The organism is Alteromonas sp. ABV4_515 (genome assembly GCF_056160345.1).
The window spans coordinates 23164-41087 of sequence record NZ_JBSWWZ010000007.1 but is presented as its reverse complement, the minus strand read 5'-3'; the positions used below and the strand labels follow the sequence as shown (position 1 = coordinate 41087).

The 17924-nt window shown below is 48.6% G+C and carries 13 protein-coding genes; 3 read left to right on the top strand and 10 right to left on the bottom strand.

Features of this window, described 5'->3' with window-relative positions:
• Positions 1–84 precede the first annotated feature (84 nt).
• Complete coding sequence (locus ACXAGX_RS16570) at positions 85–2223, top strand: response regulator (RefSeq protein WP_474839675.1); 2139 nt, start codon at positions 85–87, stop codon at positions 2221–2223.
• Here ACXAGX_RS16570 and ACXAGX_RS16565 read toward each other — a convergent pair.
• The 7 genes from ACXAGX_RS16565 to rppH all read right to left on the bottom strand — a co-directional run bounded on the left by ACXAGX_RS16565 (position 2198) and on the right by rppH (position 9642).
• Positions 2198–3193 carry a GGDEF domain-containing protein gene (locus tag ACXAGX_RS16565; protein WP_474839673.1) on the bottom strand — a complete coding sequence of 332 codons (996 nt, stop codon included), beginning with the start codon at positions 3191–3193 and terminating at the stop codon, positions 2198–2200. The two genes, ACXAGX_RS16570 and ACXAGX_RS16565, sit on opposite strands and share 26 nt — an antisense overlap.
• Positions 3190–4212 carry a response regulator gene (locus tag ACXAGX_RS16560; RefSeq protein WP_474822664.1) on the bottom strand — a complete coding sequence of 341 codons (1023 nt, stop codon included), beginning with the start codon at positions 4210–4212 and terminating at the stop codon, positions 3190–3192. The genes ACXAGX_RS16565 and ACXAGX_RS16560 overlap by 4 nt, the downstream gene beginning before the upstream one ends.
• A 12-nt stretch (positions 4213–4224) precedes the next feature.
• On the bottom strand, positions 4225–5058 hold the full coding sequence (locus tag ACXAGX_RS16555) for a thymidylate synthase (protein ID WP_474822661.1): 834 nt from the start codon (positions 5056–5058) through the stop codon (positions 4225–4227).
• Positions 5055–5882 (bottom strand): prolipoprotein diacylglyceryl transferase, encoded by an 828-nt coding sequence (gene lgt / locus ACXAGX_RS16550; RefSeq protein ID WP_474839671.1) that lies wholly within the window; start codon positions 5880–5882, stop codon positions 5055–5057. The genes ACXAGX_RS16555 and lgt overlap by 4 nt, the downstream gene beginning before the upstream one ends.
• A 2-nt stretch (positions 5883–5884) precedes the next feature.
• Positions 5885–6691, bottom strand: coding sequence for a sulfite exporter TauE/SafE family protein (locus tag ACXAGX_RS16545; protein ID WP_474822653.1), 807 nt, complete (start codon positions 6689–6691; stop codon positions 5885–5887).
• Between the two features lie 88 nt (positions 6692–6779).
• Entirely contained in the window at positions 6780–9071 is a 2292-nt protein-coding gene (gene ptsP / locus ACXAGX_RS16540; protein WP_474840022.1) for a phosphoenolpyruvate--protein phosphotransferase, read from the bottom strand.
• Between the two features lie 34 nt (positions 9072–9105).
• Complete coding sequence (rppH, locus tag ACXAGX_RS16535) at positions 9106–9642, bottom strand: RNA pyrophosphohydrolase (protein ID WP_474822650.1); 537 nt, start codon at positions 9640–9642, stop codon at positions 9106–9108.
• A gap of 106 nt (positions 9643–9748) precedes the next feature.
• Between rppH and mutH the strand changes: the two genes are divergently transcribed.
• On the top strand, positions 9749–10423 hold the full coding sequence (gene mutH, locus ACXAGX_RS16530) for a DNA mismatch repair endonuclease MutH (RefSeq protein WP_474822646.1): 675 nt from the start codon (positions 9749–9751) through the stop codon (positions 10421–10423).
• Between the two features lie 49 nt (positions 10424–10472).
• On the opposite strand, the gene ACXAGX_RS16525 is transcribed toward mutH, so the two are convergent.
• Positions 10473–11537, bottom strand: coding sequence for a helix-turn-helix domain-containing protein (locus tag ACXAGX_RS16525; RefSeq protein WP_474822642.1), 1065 nt, complete (start codon positions 11535–11537; stop codon positions 10473–10475).
• Positions 11538–11572: 35 nt separating this feature from the next.
• On the bottom strand, positions 11573–13078 hold the full coding sequence (locus tag ACXAGX_RS16520) for a CYTH domain-containing protein (protein ID WP_474822638.1): 1506 nt from the start codon (positions 13076–13078) through the stop codon (positions 11573–11575).
• Positions 13079–13299: 221 nt separating this feature from the next.
• Between ACXAGX_RS16520 and ACXAGX_RS16515 the strand changes: the two genes are divergently transcribed.
• Entirely contained in the window at positions 13300–13917 is a 618-nt protein-coding gene (locus tag ACXAGX_RS16515; protein WP_070125539.1) for a TIGR04211 family SH3 domain-containing protein, read from the top strand.
• 92 nt (positions 13918–14009) lie between these two features.
• Here the strand turns inward: ACXAGX_RS16515 and putA are convergent, their stop codons facing one another.
• Positions 14010–17807 (bottom strand): bifunctional proline dehydrogenase/L-glutamate gamma-semialdehyde dehydrogenase PutA, encoded by a 3798-nt coding sequence (gene putA, locus ACXAGX_RS16510; protein WP_474839668.1) that lies wholly within the window; start codon positions 17805–17807, stop codon positions 14010–14012.
• Positions 17808–17924 lie beyond the last annotated feature (117 nt).

Below are 17924 nucleotides of genomic sequence, written 5' to 3'. Positions count from 1 at the left end.
TGAGCTAAGCTTTTATAATTCCTCTTTGCTTTTCGACTTATGCTGACCAGAGACTCAATAAAAGAGAAAATACGCCGAACCTACATGCTGGCAGCTTGCGCAATCACGCTGCTTATGACCGGATATTTTGTTTGGACCCAGTCATATCTTGACTCAACACAAATTCAGCCGAAAATTATTAATATTGCCGGTTATCAACGCATGTTGTCTCAACGCATTGCCTTTCTGCAAACACTACTCACCGATGAAAGCAAAGAAGTTGAACAAAAACGACTAAGAAATGAGTTAATTTCCAGAACATCTGAGTTTCTTCGCAACCACGAAGTACTGGTTGGCAGGCAGTCGCTGGAAGGCGTTTTTACGCCATTATCAGAAGAACTGGAGCAGCTATACTTTAGTGATGAGGGCGCTCTCGACAAGAAAGCATTGCAATACGGTGAGAATGCTTTGTATCTGGCAAGTGCGTCGGCTGCTCGCGGCTCAAACCTAAAACCCGTAACACTCGCTGCGGCCACCGCCATGTTGAGAGATTTAGACAGAGCCGTTCAGCTATTTGAAACGCAACTTTCCAGAGACATCAAATTTAACCAGATAATGCTGTTAGTAGTGTGGTTCATCACAACATGCCTTGCCTTAATAATTATTCTTATGCTTTTCAGGCCATTAAAGAATTTGGTTCTTGATCAGTTCGCCATGGTTCAGGAAACCCGCAACGATATATTAAACGAACGAGAGCAAACCAACCGGATGGTGTCATCCACTGAAGAGTTTATTAAGGCAATGAGCCGAGAATTCAGATCGCCCATTGCCGTTATCATTGGTGCGCTGGAGCTCTTACCCAATGCAAAGAACCGTCAGGCTGCCTTGCTACAGAAAGCGGAAAATGCTTGTTATACACTTTTATCTCTGAGCAGTAACCTGATGGAAAGCCTGTCTGGCGATACTTCTGTCACAGCGAAAGCGGAAGACTTCATACTTGTAAGAGCACTCGACGATGCTTACAGTGAATTCTTGTACAACTGTCAGAAGAAAAATCTAAATCACCAGATAGTCAACGACAGTAGTCTACCTTATCTCGTTCATGGCTATCCTGAGCTGTTAGTTAAAGCGCTTAAAAGCGTTTTAGACAATGCCGTTAAATTTACGCCCCACGGCATGGTGTCGGTATACAATCGGGTGGCAATCGTCGACGGCGCTCGCGTTATCATCATTCGTGTTGTCGATACCGGGATCGGGATTCATGAAGACGAGTTGGAACGCATATTCGAACGGTTTACTACCAGCTATGATCCTTCCTATTCCTTTAGCGGAGCAGGTACCGGCCTCTATACAGCGAGAAAGTTATTAGCGAAGGCGGGCGGAAGTATAACCGTATCGAGTGCATTGCAAAGCGGCTCTGAGTTTACTTTAACGGTGCCTTTAGAATCAGCCAAGCATCAACCAGAAGCACTCACCAATGAACAATTTTCCAATCGTTTTGCGGTGGTGGATGATCAGGAAATAACCCGCATCTACATACAAAGCATGATTGAAGCAGAAGGGTTTGCCGTTGATACCTACAAATCTGGCGCCGATTTATTGGCAAATCAGGAGAAGGTGAAAAGCTACAGCGGCATCATTACAGACTATTACATGCCGGGTATAAATGGTGTAGAACTTATTACATACCTACAAGCCATTTGGGGCAAGAATATGCCTCCGGTAATGATGGTATCGGCCTCTCCGCACATCGCGAATGTGATCGCCAATTCTGATGCCACGGCCTGGCAGGTATTTGTGAAGCCCATCGACAAAAATCGTTTTACCGATGCGATCAAAGCGCTCGCTTCTAATAAGTCGTTCCATGCCCCGCCCTCTGCTGACTTCTCAGTGCTAGTTGTTGAAGATGAGCCCATTAATGCAGAGATCTTGTGCGATATGCTGGAAAACATGGGGTACGAGGTAAGCATCGCGGCCGATGGTGAAACGGCACTGCATAAAGCGATAGAGAAAAATTACGATGCCATTCTGCTAGATTTGCATTTGCCTGATATCTCAGGCTTCGAAGTGGCAACGCTATTGAAAGAGCGAGGGTGTCAGTCGAAGCTGGTTTCGGTGACCGCCAGTGCCTACCCGGCAGATGCACAAAGAGCGTTTGCTGCAGGCATACGTTATCACCTGGTTAAGCCAGTTGCCTACCAAGAACTCAAAAGTATGCTCAGGCTTTTGCTTGTTCAGGATTAGGCGCAGTATCGGCTCCCACCATATCCCAGGTGCTGACACAATTTCGGCCGCTGTGCTTTGACAAATATAACGCCTGGTCGGCCTGTTCAAGCCACGCCATATTGCTTTTTACATCTGCGCGATACTCACTAAGGCCAACACTGACGGTAAATTTAATTTGCTGGCCTTCATGCTCGACCATCATGGCTTCTGCCAGCCTGCGAATGCGATCTGCCACTTTTGCCGCATTTTGCTGATTCGAATCCACCAGTATAATGGCGAACTCCTCACCGCCATAACGCCCTGCGAGATCAGTTTCCCGCACACTTTTCTGAATCACGCGCGCGAGGGTTTTAATCACCTCATCGCCAGCCTGGTGACCATAGGTGTCATTAATATTCTTAAAGTGATCAATATCTAGCATCATGGCCGTCGAGGTATTGTCTCTGCGACGCTGTAATTTGAAGTGACTGTCAAAGCGCTCTTGCCAATAGCGACGGTTATATAAGCCAGTGAGCCCGTCAACACAACTCATTTGCTGCAATTCGTCGTTCAGCCTTTCAACGCGTAACTTGCCCAGTGCCTGGTCGGTTACATCATAAACCAACATACAAAGCTTATTGATTTCTCCAGTGGGCGACGAGAGCGGAAACATGGTGACGTTCTGAAACATATAGGTAGCATCAGACGTGATGGGTCGATTAGTGCCAAACTGAAATAGATAGGGCCGCTGCTCCCAAATGATAAAAACCGGCGTGCGCAGATTAAATACGGGCTCGGCTTTACCTCGCAGCCAGCTTTCTTCGATTTCGGGAAACAAAGAAAACAGCGATTTACCAATGACCTCACTAGGGCGAAGATCTGCGTGGTTTTCCATAAACTGATTCCACACTTCAACATTGAAGTGCTTGTCCATCACCACAATGCCAACTTCGATAGAACTGAGCAGATCATGTTGCCAATGCATTTGCATTATTTCGTCATTGATCATGCTACAAATTCCTCTTCCACCAGGCGGGTATAAATCTTATTCATGGATTGTTCCGGGAACAACAGCAACAAGTCGAAACTGATATCGCGGGTCTTAATGGCATACGCTATTTCAATGGCCATGAGCTTGCCCCATCGGCTGGCGTTACTATTCAAAATTGTCGTTACGCCGCTATGCTGACCCAGAAGAATAGGATGGCTATGACTGAAAGAAACATTTAGCTGATCAGACAAGGCGTTCAGGCATGCGCCGGTGAGGATGTTAGACACGTCCATCAATGCTTCAAGCTGATAATCCTCATTGCTGGCGTGCTCACCGTAGTTTAGCAGCTTAACAATGTTTTCCATTTTAGTATCGCTGAATATGACCAGTGCTTCACCTTTAATGCCTGCGCTGGTGAAGCCTTTTGATACGGCCGATACACGATCGTTTTGGTGGGCTTCAGCGATTGCCATGTGTAGCTCGGTGGCTTCAATAACATTAACGTTTGGAATGGGTAAGTCGATAAACTCGCCCAATAACCTGGCTAAGTTTTCCCCTGCCCGGCCCATCGCCACGTTCACCAGTTCGCGGTATGCATCGAGCTGTTCGTCAGCCGTGTTGCGCGTTGTCTTCTCTACCGCGGCAATACGCCCAGCAGCAGACGCTTCGCCAGAATACAAGCCATACTGGGTTAACAGTGCCATTAGCTTAGCGTTATCCATGGGCTTACGAATAAACTCAATCGCCCCTAGCGCCATCATCCGTTCCCGGGCTTCTTCTTGCACATCACCCGATACCACAATAACCAGACAAGGCAGATCCTGCTCACGAATCATTTCCATGGTTTCGTAGCCATCCATTATCGGCATATTGAGGTCAAGAAACATGACATCGGCTTTGCCAGCACGAATTGCTTCAATAGCCTCCTTGCCGTTAGCGGCAAATGACAGCTCCACATCCCATCCATCGGGAATAGAGCGAGCCATCTGCTTGCGGGCAAAAGATGAATCGTCACAGATCAGTACTGGCGTGGTCATGTGCAGCTCCTGCTATATCGCAACCGGCGCTTTAATATGCGGGTGAGACTGGTAATTTTGCAGCTCGAAATCTTCAAAAGTGAAAGCAAACAAGTCTTTCACTTCAGGATTAATATGCATTGTTGGGCTAGGGAAAGGCTCGCGAGCAAGCTGTGTTTCGGTTTGCTCCAGGTGATTAGAATACAAATGGGCATCGCCTAGGGTATGAATAAATTCACCAGGCTCAAGGTCACAAACCTGCGCGACCATCAAAGTAAGTAACGCATAGCTGGCAATATTAAACGGCACGCCTAAAAACACATCGCCACTGCGCTGATAGAGCTGACAGGAAAGTTTTCCGTTTAGTACATAGAACTGAAACATGGTGTGACAAGGCGGCAGCGCCTGACGGCCATTCGCAGCATTTTCTTTTGGCGACACGGAAGTGTCTGGCAAGACCGCGGGATTCCAGGCACTAACGATAAGACGGCGTGAATCAGGGTTAGTTTTAATTTGCTCAACCACGTCTTTGATTTGATCGATGGTGGTACCGTCACCGGCATCCCAGCTTCGCCATTGATGGCCATAAACCGGGCCAAGCTCGCCTTCATCGGTAGCCCACTCGTCCCAAATCGATACACCGTTTTCTTTCAGGTAGCGAATGTTCGTTTCGCCTTTCAAAAACCACAACAACTCATGAATGATGGATTTCAGATGACATTTTTTGGTTGTGACTAATGGAAAGCCTTTCGCCAGGTCGAATCGCATTTGATAGCCAAATACACTCAGGGTGCCCGTACCTGTGCGGTCTTCTTTTTTAACGCCTTCGTCTCTTACGTGGCGCATGAGTTTTAAATATTCTTTCATGCCGATTTCTTGTCACTGTTTTTTATTGTTGTTTCGGGTGATTTACGTAAATATGCCCACGCCATGAGGCCAGCGCCTAGCATGATCATGGGTATACAGAGTAATTGCCCCTGGCTCAGGCCAACGGAATAAAGCCCGATATGCTGATCGGGTTCGCGGAAATATTCAACAATGAAACGGAAACATCCGTACCCGAGCAAAAACAACCCGCCAACGGCGCCGGTAGGTCTTGGTCTGGCTGAATATAACCACAAGATAATAAACAACAATACACCTTCCAGCGCAAACTCGTAAAGCTGAGAAGGATGGCGAGGAAGCTCACCGGCACCAGGGAAAATGATGGCCCAGGGCACATCTGTGGTTCGGCCCCACAATTCGGCATTCAGGAAGTTACCAATACGTCCCGCACCTAAGCCAATAGGAACAAGCGGCGCGACAAAGTCGCCAATTTGCAGGAAGGTGGCGTTCATACGTTTGGCCTGCCACGCCAAGGCCACCAGCACACCTAACAAACCGCCGTGGAAAGACATCCCGCCGGTCCATATCCGGAACAAATAGGTGGGATCTTCAATGAACATATTAAACTGGTAGAACAGCACGTAACCTATACGGCCACCGAGAATCACACCCACGAAGCCCCAAAATAACAAATCACTGAGCTGTTCACGGGTCCAGGTAGTTTGTGACAAGCGTTTCTGCGCTAACATATAAGCGGCGATAAAGCCGACAAGGTACATCATGCCGTACCAGCGCACACTAAGCGGCCCGATACTAAAAATAATCGGATCTATATTTGGAAAGACAAAATAACTGCTTTCTGCCATGCTTATTCAATTCCTACAATCATTCTGATACTCACCAGTACAAGCAGTCCTGCGAGGATCTTTTTCAATAACTGAGTGTTCATCCGCTGTCCCAGGCGGGCGCCAAGGTTCGCGGTGAATACCGATGTACACACAATGCCTAAGGTTGCCGGCCAGTACACGTAACCAATGGCTTTTTCTGGTAAGCCAGGAACGTCTGCCCCCGTAAATATAAAACTTGAGGTGCCAAATAACGCCACCACTAATCCACTGAATGCAGCACAACCAATGGCTTGTCGCACGCCCACACGAAACCAAACCAATGCGGGCACTAACAGCGCGCCGCCACCAATGCCCATTAGCGCACTAATGCCGCCCACACCTGACCCAACAGCAATTAGCGTGGGTTTAGAAGCTTCATGGCGGGAGGCTTCCCGTTTACCGAAAATCATCTGCGCAGCCACCAGCATCACCAGCACAGCAAAAATGTTTTTCAGTAAATGGCCTGAAATGGCACTGGCAACGAAAGCGCCAGCTACCGCGCCAAAAGCAATACCAATTCCACTGTAGACCACAATATGGCGATCTAAATTCCCTAGCTTTTTGTGCGCCATAACCGACGATAAACCGGTGAAAATAATAGTCGACAATGAGGTTGCTACCGCCATTGGCATAACTATATCAGTGCTTATTCCTAGAAAATGCACCATCAAATACGACAAACAAGGCACAATGATCAGGCCGCCGCCTATGCCGAGCATTCCTGCTAGCAAACCAACAAGTAGCCCCAGCGCCAGACAACACATAAAAATAATTAAAAAGGGGTCCATGAATACGTCCATTTACGTGAGGCGCGTAGCGTATCATAGAATACACCGGAAAGGGGTTACAGGTATGAAGCGAAAACGACAAACAACATTATGATCCGGCGCGCACCAGGCCGCCAAGTCCCCGATGTTCCAGATAATGATTGATATGGCTGAAGACTTCTTCATGGGTGTGGGCGGTGAGCGCTTTCATCAGCAGTTGTCGCGACTCTTCCAGCGATACATTACGAATCACCCAATTAATTTTGCGCAGATTATGGGCGTTCATACTGAGCTTGCGGTAACCCATTCCCATGAGCAAAATTGCGCCACCGGGCTCGCCGGCGATCTCGCCGCACACCGTTACCGGAACATGGTTCGCATCCGCTTGCTTAACGATATCAAACAATGCACTTAAAACCGCCGGATGGTAGCTATTATACAGTGAAGCAACACGGGTGTTGTTTCTGTCTACCGCCAGAAGATATTGCGTTAAATCGTTACTACCTACCGAGAAAAAATCGACCTGTTTCGCAAGCTGCGGCAGCTGATAAAGTACCGAAGGTACTTCAAGCATGATCCCCAACTTAGGCTTTTCCAACAGCACGTCCATGTCTTTCACTTCGTCTTTTATTTCAAAGAAAGCCTGCTCGATAAGACGCTTGGCTTCTTTTACCTCTGTCACCGACGAAATCATTGGTAGCATAATTTGTAAATTAGTCAGACCAATACTTGCCCGCAACATCGCTCGTACCTGTACTAGAAAAATTTCCGGATGGTCCAGGGTAAGACGAATACCACGCCAACCTAAGAAGGGATTTTCCTCGCTAATAGGAAAGTACGGTAGCGGTTTATCGCCGCCAACATCGAGCGTGCGCATGGTGATGGATTGTTCAGGCGACGCGAGCAGGATTTGACGATACAGTTCCACCTGTTCTTGCTCTGACGGAAAACGCTCACGCAACATGAAAGGGATCTCTGTGCGATAAAGTCCGATGCCATCTGCATTTACAAACTGGGTCGCTTCTATTTCTGCCGATAGCCCCGCATTAACGTAAAGTGCCATACGACATTTATCTTGAGTTAAGCACTCTTGATCGGCTTCGGCATCGATACGCTGCGAGAGCGTTTTCTCTTCTTCAATAAGTTGAACAAACTCGTTGCGGATAGTCTTTTCGGGCGAAATGATCACTTCACCAGAATACCCATCGAGAAGAATTTCTTTGCCATTCAGCAGCGCCGGTGACACGTTCTGACAACCCATAACGGCAGGTACGCCCATCGCGCGGGCAAGAATAGCAGCGTGAGAGTTGTTCGACCCCCGAATAGAGATAATGCCTTTTAGGTAAGCCCGTGGGAACTCCGCCAGCATGGTTGCGCTAACTTCTTCTGCTACCAGAATACTGTCGGCTTTGATGTCGTCGGCAGACGGCCCCTTGCCTTTGTTATCGTAGAGAATATTGAGCAAGATGCGGTTAGACAAATCGATGATATCGATGGCCCGCTCTTGCATGTACGGGTCTTCCATACTTTGAAAGCGCGCAGCGTAATCTTCAACAACCATTTTTAATGATGAAGCCGCGTCCCACCCTTCTCGAATTTTCGCTTCCACTTCTCGGCCTAAGCTGTTGGCGTCGAGCAAATGGTGATACAGCTGAAAAATCGATTTCACGTCATCAGGTATGCCTTCATCCAGCCGACCCGATAAGTCATCAACATGTTTACGGGTTAATTCAACACCCCGGCGATACAAACGGATCTCAAGTTCTTGATCGTTACAGCGTTTTACCACCCAGTTTCGCAGTGAAATACTGCTGTCGGTAGAATACCCTATACCGATGGCCAAACCGGTGGAACCTGCAATACCCCTTACGTTTTTCTGACGCGGCATCGATTCCTGATTCGATGAATGGCTAAGTGCACCGCGTATATCAGCGTTGGTGATTTCCAATGCAAGTTGCGTAGCCAAGGTAACCAGAAACGCTTCTTCGTCTTCACTGAATCGACGCATCGCTTTCTGCTGCATGGTAATAACACCCAGCACTTTACGCTGATGGATAATAGGCGTACCAAGAAAAGCGTTATAGTTTTCTTCTTTTACTTCCGGGTAGTGTTTGAAACGGGGATGTTTGTGGGCATTTTCGATGTTCAGCGGCTCTTCCCGCTGACCCACTAAGCCGATAAGGCCTTCAGAGAAACCAATCCGCACCAGTTCAACGGCATCAGGGTGCAGACCATCTGTGGCCTTGAGAATAAAATCTTGTTGGTCGTAATCTGCCAGATAAATGGAACAGGAATCCACCGCCATGGTTTGCTTAACCCGGGACGCAAGGCGAAACAAAGCCTGATCCAGGTCTGGGATCTGGTTCATTTCCTGAACAATGCGCTTTAACGTGGTGAGTATGTTCCCGGTTCCAGCCACGAAGAGGTTCTCCTGTTTAGCCGTTTCGCCTACGCTTACGATGCCGCTTATTTGAGGGATTTTGCGCTGAACGCTGTACAGCAGGCATCGCAACACCAGCAAATTCTTTCATCACTTTCCGGTAAACATCACGCTTGAAAGACACCACATTGCGAATGGGATACCAGTAACTAACCCAACGCCAGTCGTCAAACTCGGGATGACCGGTTTTAAGTACATTGACATCTTTTTCGTGACAATCCAGTTGCAGTAAAAACCACTTCTGTTTTTGTCCGATACATACAGGCGAGCTCCCTTGGCGAATTAAACGCTTCGGCAGTTTGTAGCGCAACCAGTTGCGGGTAACTCCTAAGATAGTGACATCTTTTTTTGTTAACCCTACTTCTTCGTGCAACTCCCTATACATAGCTTGCTCTGCAGTTTCCCCTTCATCAATTCCGCCTTGTGGAAACTGCCATGAATGCTGACCATAACGCCTTGCCCAAAACACCTGACCCATTTTGTTGCAAATCACTATGCCCACATTCGCACGGAATCCGTCGGCATCTATCACATAGACTCCCGGGCACGATAAACTTTTCTATTTACGCATTCTTCCATAAACTATAGCCCTTTCAAAGCATTAATCCATATTCATCGAATATTCCGAGGAGAGCGCCTTGCAACCGCCTGAAACCGCACCATCCAGCCCACAGGAATTACTGGACCGCAGTTATCAAATTGCCGGGGTGACGCTGGGCGAGTTGGCCGCCATGGCGCAGGTATCCATACCGGCAAACCTCCAGCGCCACAAGGGCTGGCCGGGTATGCTTATTGAAAAATGGCTTGGCGCAACAGCGGGCTCAAAACCGCAGCAGGACTTTCCTGAACTGGGCGTTGAATTAAAAACTATTCCCATTGATCAGCAGTTTAATCCGCTGGAAACAACGTACGTTTGCTATGCGCCTCTATTAAGTAAGCCGGGCATTACCTGGCAAACATCGAATGTACGCAATAAATTGCAGCAAGTGTTGTGGGTGCCCTTAGAAGGCGATCGCAGTATCCCGCTGGCTGACCGTCGCGTCGCCACGGCTTTTTTCTGGCAACCTAACGAACAGGAAGATGCTACTTTGCAACGTGATTGGGAAGAGTTGACTGAAATGATTGTGCTGGGTGACGTTGAAAAAATCACTGCGCGACTGGGGCAAGCGCTGCATATTCGCCCTAAAGCGGCTAGTGGCAATGTGCTCACCGACGCCATGAACGCAGATGGAGAACGTATTCGCACACGCCCCCGGGGCTACTATTTACGCACGTCGTTTACCGGCGCAGTACTACACCGTCATTTTGGCTAGTGCCCACCTATCGGTGGGTAAATACGAAAGAGCAACTCAACCTGTTCGGTTAACCCTGTTTGCGGATGTGATTCATCATTGCACCACTGAGAAATTGCTCGGAGTGAATACCGAGTCGTTTCGCTGTAGCCGCCAATTGGCTGTCTTGACTGAGCAACTCACTTTTCGCATAAGCTAGGCGGTATTGATACACGAAACTTCTGAAGTCCCGTTTTTCCAACAAGCGTAATGCAATAACCATGGTGGTTGGGTCTGCGTCGCACTGTTGTGCAAATGCTTTAAGTTGTAAGCCGGGCTTTTTATAAGCTTCTACCGACGACATGGCTTGTTCAGCTTTGACCAAGGCTTCACGCATCACGCATTGTTGCGCCTTGAGTTCTGCCAGACGATGATAATCCAGTGGAGAGGGAGAAGTATGTTGCGGGCGGATAACAGCAATAAATGTCTGCAGCATGGCAATCGCAAACAGCAGATTGAACAAGGACTGCCAGAACGTAATATTAAAGAAGCCGAACGCACCGGCGGTTACCAGCAACACACAACAAAAGCCTAGCCCGACGCTAATTCCCATAGCACCACCAAGCCAACGCACTTTGTATTCTCGTACATCAACCACTTGGCAGGATAAGTAACGATGGTAATTCTGAATCATTTCTGTAATCACGATGCCCATCACCAACATACCGAACCCGGTTGCCATGTAGGCGAGATACAGCGCCCAGTTTTCGAGAGGATGCCCCACGGGAGAAGCCTGCAGCCACATGGCTTTGTCACTGGCACTCACAAACCAAAGTGGTATCTGAGCAAGTACCGTAATCCCTACAGGCACCCATAACAATGGCTTGGATGGACGAGGATTATCAATAACCAGCAATTTTACACTGCGATAAAGCAAAGTTAGACAGAGCAAAGGCACAAAAACCAATAACGAGGACGCGGCCGCCAGTGGCAAGTCGAAGGCACGAATAATTTCATCAACCAGAATGAGGGGCCACACTGCCATTGCTGCCGCCACCCAGTTTGCGCCAGCCACACGATGTTTTTCACGGAAAAACTGGAACAGCAGTACCGCATAAAGCAGAAACAAAACCAAAAGGGTGTAGCGATGCAACATAGGTGTTTTCCCTCACGTCCTCTTCAGCAACTGGATTACCAGTAAATATCGCCTTGCATACCCGCTTGTCGGGTTCTTTCCATTACATTCATCAGGCTGATAATCTTCTCATCAATCCAGGTGAATACGTCGGTCACATCGTCAAGTTCAGATTCCTGAGACATGGCTTTTAGCATCATTAGCGCTTTGAGTTCATCAATACCGGTTAAGATATCGAGCCACGGCGCACGGAAATGATGCCTGTCGTCATCGAACAAATCGGCCAACAGAAACCCGTTCCACAAAGTTTGTCTAAGCAGCACACCAATTGCCAGATAATTTTCGGGAGTCATGGTACGGGCAGCAGGCATGGTTTGCTGCACCGTTTGCCAACCCTGTGCCAGCCACCCCTGGGCATGTTCCATTACCGGTACATCGTAGGCTCTGGAATGGTCGCGCCAGGGCTTTTCGTGCAAAATTTGCGAAAGCAGTAATTTAAGTCGGTTAGTCTGTTTGTTCAGTAACAATTCTTCAGGATGATGTGCATGAATCAACCCTGCTTTTCTACCTTGTAAGTAGCTAAGCAATGCCGGATAACGGCTTAGGCATTTATTAAACAAACTTTTCTTCGACAACAAATAACGCAGGCTTTGCAGATCGTCTTGCCACAACCAGCCTTGAACGTATCGAGTGAGTAATTGGTGAACCGACATCAGCTGCGGGCATTGCAGCACAGGAAGATAAAGGGTAACGGTTTGTAGCAGCAGACGAATACTCTTTACAATTTCGCCCAGCATTTTTACCGAGCCCGTTTCATAGAACAAGTGCTCGTGCTTCTGCCAATGCGACAGCGCCAGTTGAATAGCCTTACAAAACGCGTCTTCGGTAGAGGTGCCGTGATTGAGTGCAAGGTAGCCTTGCATAGGAGATATCACCGGCGACAAGCCATTAAGGAGTTGATACCCCTGCGCAGCTTTCGACACATCACTCAAACGTACCGGCATGTTCTCAATGATAAGCTGACTCAGTGTGAACAAGTCTGCAACCTGGCCCTTCTTAAGTTCCAGCTCAATTTCTCGAATGGGCGAACTGTTTTTACCGGTAGTGGCTTCCCCTTCGTCGACAACAATTTCAACCAGAGCATCCTGCCACGCCACATTGAACGTGGTTCTAACGAAGTTCGTACTGAATTGACGCTGTAAGTCTTGATTAACAGTTTCTACCTGCCAGTCATCAGGCCATACGTCTTTGGGGAAGAGGCGCAAATCGGGTTCAGCGGTTTCTAAATCAACGTTGTACTCGGCACGTTGGTGCAGCCCGCCGCTGATTTTGCCCTGAGTTTTCATGGTTTGTTCGAACTTATCGTCGAAGCCACGAACACGAAAACCCATTTTTGCAGTTTGGAAAATATGTTCCGCAGTATCGTAGTAATCGTTCTGTAAGCGCATTTCCGCTTCGCGGTTAACGGAATAACCAGCGCGTTCAAATACGGGCAAAACGTTGTCGATAAATGCAGGTAACGCGCTTTCGCGCGTCACAAATTTTATTTCTATTTCCGACATAAGAGATAAAGGCAGGTCGGTCGATGATTAGTAAGACACAATACCTTCGTATAAGTCTTTTCGCAATGTATGTTAGACCTAAGTCGTTCATTGCACACTCATTGATGTCACGAAAAGTGAACTGTATGACGAGTTGCCTGTCCAAACAGGCGGTCAGGCTTGCCTTTCATAAGAACAGCCAATACCATCACAACGTTTCTAACAACCACTACGGACGCACTATGTTACGAAAATGGCTGACCATTGCTCTTATTGGTCTATCCTTTCAGGTTTTTGCACAGCAGCAGGATCCTATTGAAGAATCTCTGCAGGAAGAAGCATCTTCCTCAAATTACATCCGCGATGACCTGTTTGTCTTCCTGCATGCGGGTCCAGGTCGCAACTACCGTATTCTTGGTTCGGTAGGCGCAGGTACGCCAATCACCGTGCTCGATCGCAACAGTGAAGCCGAGTTTACTCAGATTAAAGACAACGAAGATCGCACAGGTTGGGTTGAAACCCGCTTTGTCAGTAATGAAATGTCGCAGGCAGAAAAGATTCCCCTGCTTACTCAACGCCTCGCTGACAGCGAAGGCAGCCTGCAAGGTTTACGTACTGAAAACGATCGTCTGAAGCAGCAACTCAGTGCGGTACGTCAGGAACTTTCCGCCCTGAAGTCTGAAACTGGCGATCAAACCACGGAAATCACTCGCTTGACCAACCAGCTTGAAGCACAGAGTAAAGACGAAATGATCAAGTGGTTTACCTGGGGCGGCATTGTCGCTGGCGGTGGTGTGCTACTTGGCGTGATTCTTACTTTCCTGCCGAAGAAGCGTCGTCGTAACGACGAGTGGATGTAACACGCATCCCGTAAATCTATTTGCACATTAACGAAAAAGGCGTGCTTCAAATGAAGCACGCCTTTTTTAATTTCGTTGAACTGCAAGACCTACTATTCGTCGTCTTCCACCAGCGTCATCAGTGATGTGTTACCACCCGAAGCGGTGGTATCAATACTGATGGTTTTCTCTGTTAGCAAACGCTGAATGAGGTTGTCGTTATATTCTGCGGTAATTACCGGTAGAATAGCCCCTTCACGAGACGACAACATGGCAGCAATTTGCGCAGTACGCTCGGTATGTGAATCGACAACCACACCCGCTAAGTGCTCGTTCATCAGCAAGTCGTTTAGGTGACTCAAACGGGCTACCTGGAACACACCTTCTGGCGCGCCGGTTTTCAGGAAGTGCTTTTGGAATTCCAGCGCTTCGTCGTAGAACAAGTCAGAGACAACAGACACAACCACGTTACCGGTGGCCAGCGCCGTTACAATCGACAATGTCCAGTACTCGAAACTTACGCCTTTATCCGCGAAACAGACCAGAACACCACGTGGTTCGAGATAGAGCTTATTCGACTCACCGGTTGGTCCAGGTAATTGCTTGGCCTTCGCCATGATGCGCTCGATAGTGGTTAACTGCTGACGAGACGTGGCGAGTGTGCGGTTAAGGTCGTCGGCTAATTCATCAACGATATCCACTTTTGCTAGCTTAGCCAGCAACTGACGAACCATGGAAATACGGTCGTTCAGTGCAGTATGACGCCATTGAGTTTCAACATTTACCCCTTGCGTCATCAGGCGCACGGCGGCTTCTGCATCTTTCTTCTCGCCGCTTAATGCAGCATCGAGGTTTTCAATGTCTTCAACCTGAGAAGGCTTAGGTGTAGCACGCTCTTGCATAAGACGGCGTAAGTAGTTCGGGCCACCCGCTTTCGGGCCGGTACCAGAAAGACCACGACCACCAAATGGCTGCACGCCCACAATGGCGCCAATCATGTTTCGGTTCACGTACACGTTACCGGCACGGCTACGAGCAGCCAGCTCGTTCGCGCGTTCTTCAATGCGAGAGTGAATGCCCATGGTCAGGCCGTAACCGGTGCTGTTGATCTTGTCGACAACACTACCGATTTCCTTACCTTTAAAGCGCACCAGATGAATAACCGGGCCGAAAACTTCTTTCTCCAGCACGTCAATACTGTCGATTTGATACAGCGTAGGTGGATAGAAGAAACCGTCGCCGCAATCTTCAGGTAATGCGCACTGATACAACAGTTTTCCTTTACCTTCCATGTAGCTTTCGTGATCTTTCAGGTTTTTAAACGCTTTCTCGTCTATCACCGGCCCCACATCTGTGCTTAACAATGCTGGATTGCCAATGCTCAGTTCTTTCATGGCTCCAATCAGCATGTCAGCGATATCGTCGGCGATGTCTTCCTGCACGTAAAGTACGCGCAGCGCAGAACAGCGTTGACCGGCACTCTGGAAGCCAGAATGCACCACATCATCAATAACCTGTTCAGGCAATGCGGTGGAGTCGACAATCATGCAGTTCTGACCACCAGTTTCGGCAATCAGTGGTACCTGCTCACCACCACGCTCTGCCAATAGCTGAGAGATTAGCGTGCCGGTTTGAGTCGAGCCGGTGAACATCACCGCTTTAATACGCTCGTCGGGTAGCAGCGTGCTACCCACATCTTTACCCGGTGCAATGATCAGCTGCATGGCATCTTCAGGCAAACCAACGGTGTGCATAATTTCCAATGCGCGTTTCGCTACCATACTGGTTTGTTCAGCAGGCTTAGCCACTACGGTATTACCCGTTGCTAGCGCTGCCGCCACCTGACCTAAGAAGATGGCCAGCGGGAAGTTCCATGGGCTGATACAAAGTACAACACCACGGGCCACGAAGCGCTGATCAGCGTCGAGTTCACGAGCACGCACAGCGTAGTAACGCAGGAAGTCTACGGCTTCACGCACTTCATCGATGCTGTCCTGGGTTACTTTACCGGCTTCACGTATACAGATAGCAATCAGCTCGCCCATATGACGCTCTAAGGCAAAGGCTGTGCGCTCAAGAATATCAGCACGCTCTTCTACCGAACGCTTAGACCAGGCCGCAAAACCATTATGGGCATTATCCAGCGCGGTTTTCATCTGTTCGATGTCAGCATAATGGTGGAAGCCCACCACATCGTTTTGTGCCGCAGGGTTTAGTACCGCTGTCGCGCCTTCAGGCAACTCGCCGTGTACCGCATAGTGTTGTTCCCAGCGCGCTAATTCATGTTGCAACGCGTGCATAGCATTTACGTCGGTAAGATCCAGACCGCGGGAGTTCTCGCGCTCCGGCGCATATAAATCACGGGGCGCACTAATTTGTTTATTGTGACGGATTTTAAGACGCTGGGTTTTCTCAACCGGATCTTCAAGCAGCGATTCCACTGGCTTTTCATCATCAACAATGGCGTTAACAAACGAGGAGTTCGCGCCGTTTTCCAAAAGACGGCGAACCAGATAGGCCAGCAAGTCTTCGTGTTCGCCTACCGGTGCATAAACCCGACATTGAATTTTCTCTTCGGTAACCACCTGATCGTAAAGGGTATCCCCCATGCCGTGCAGACACTGGAATTCGAAGCCTTCTTTGTCGTCACCGGCCAGTTCAATGATCACCGATGCAGTGTACGCATTGTGCGTAGCGAACTGCGGATAAATAGAGTCACGGTAGTCCAACAACTTGTTGGCACAGGCGTGATAGGAAACGTCGGTGGACGATTTACGGGTAAATACTGGGAAGCCGTCAACGCCAGCTTGCTGGGTCATCTTAATTTCGGTATCCCAGTAGGCGCCTTTCACCAGACGCACCATCATGCTACGACCGACTTCCAGCGTGAGCTTACGTAGCCATTCAATAACATGAATAGAACGTTTTTGGTAAGCCTGAACCGCCAGACCAAATCCTTCCCAGCCGTCCAGTTCCGGATCGCGGAATACGGCTTCAATGATATCTAACGAAATGTCTAAACGGTCGGCTTCTTCAGCATCTACCGTTAGGCCAATATCGAAATCTTTGGCCATTAAACACAACGCTTTCAGCTTCGGCGGAATTTCTGCCATTACGCGCTCAGCGTGAAGGAATTCATAGCGAGGGTGAATAGCCGATAGCTTTACCGAAATACCCGGTGAACGTTTTGGACCGCGACCCGCCGCCGCTTTACCAATCACCTTAATCGCATTAACGTAAGAGTTATAGTAGCGGTCGGCATCCTCCATGGTTCGGGCGCCCTCGCCCAGCATATCGTAAGAATACACATACCCTTTGGTTTCTTTGTCTTTGGCGCGCTCAACGGCATCTTTAATGGTTTCACCCATCACGAACTGACGCCCCATTACTCGCATGGCAATGTTCATCGCACGGCGGATAACCGGTTCACCTAAACGCCCCAGTGTTTTCTTCAACAAGCCAAACTGCTCGTTACGACGTTTGTCAGCATAGTTCACCATGTTGCCGGTGAGCAGCAAGCCCCAGGCTGACGCGTTTACGAACATAGAGTCGGAGTTACCAAGATGGGGAGTCCACTGCCCTTTTGATAATTTATCGCGGATGAGTTCATCTTGGGTTTCTTTATCCGGCACACGAAGCAGAGCTTCTGCCAGACACATTAATACAATCCCTTCAGCGGTAGACAGGGAGTATTCATTCAGTAGCGCATCTACGCCCCCATGCCCTTCCTGGTCACGACGAATTCGCAGTACCATCTTTCGTGCCCTTTCCCAGGCACGGCTTCTGGCACGCGGGTTTACTTCTGCAACCGGCAGAATTTGATCTATAGCAGTGGATTCATCAATCCGGTAATGGTCGCGAATACGCTGACGAATCGAAGTCAACGTGTTGAGATTGTCGTTAGTGAGCATTGAAACCCTTCTGTAAATGTAATGTGGTTATCAGTCCTACTGATTAATTCTTGCACTCACGTTGCCCGAGGCACACCCAAATAGCAAGTTAAGTCGATCTATGATCTTTGTATGTCA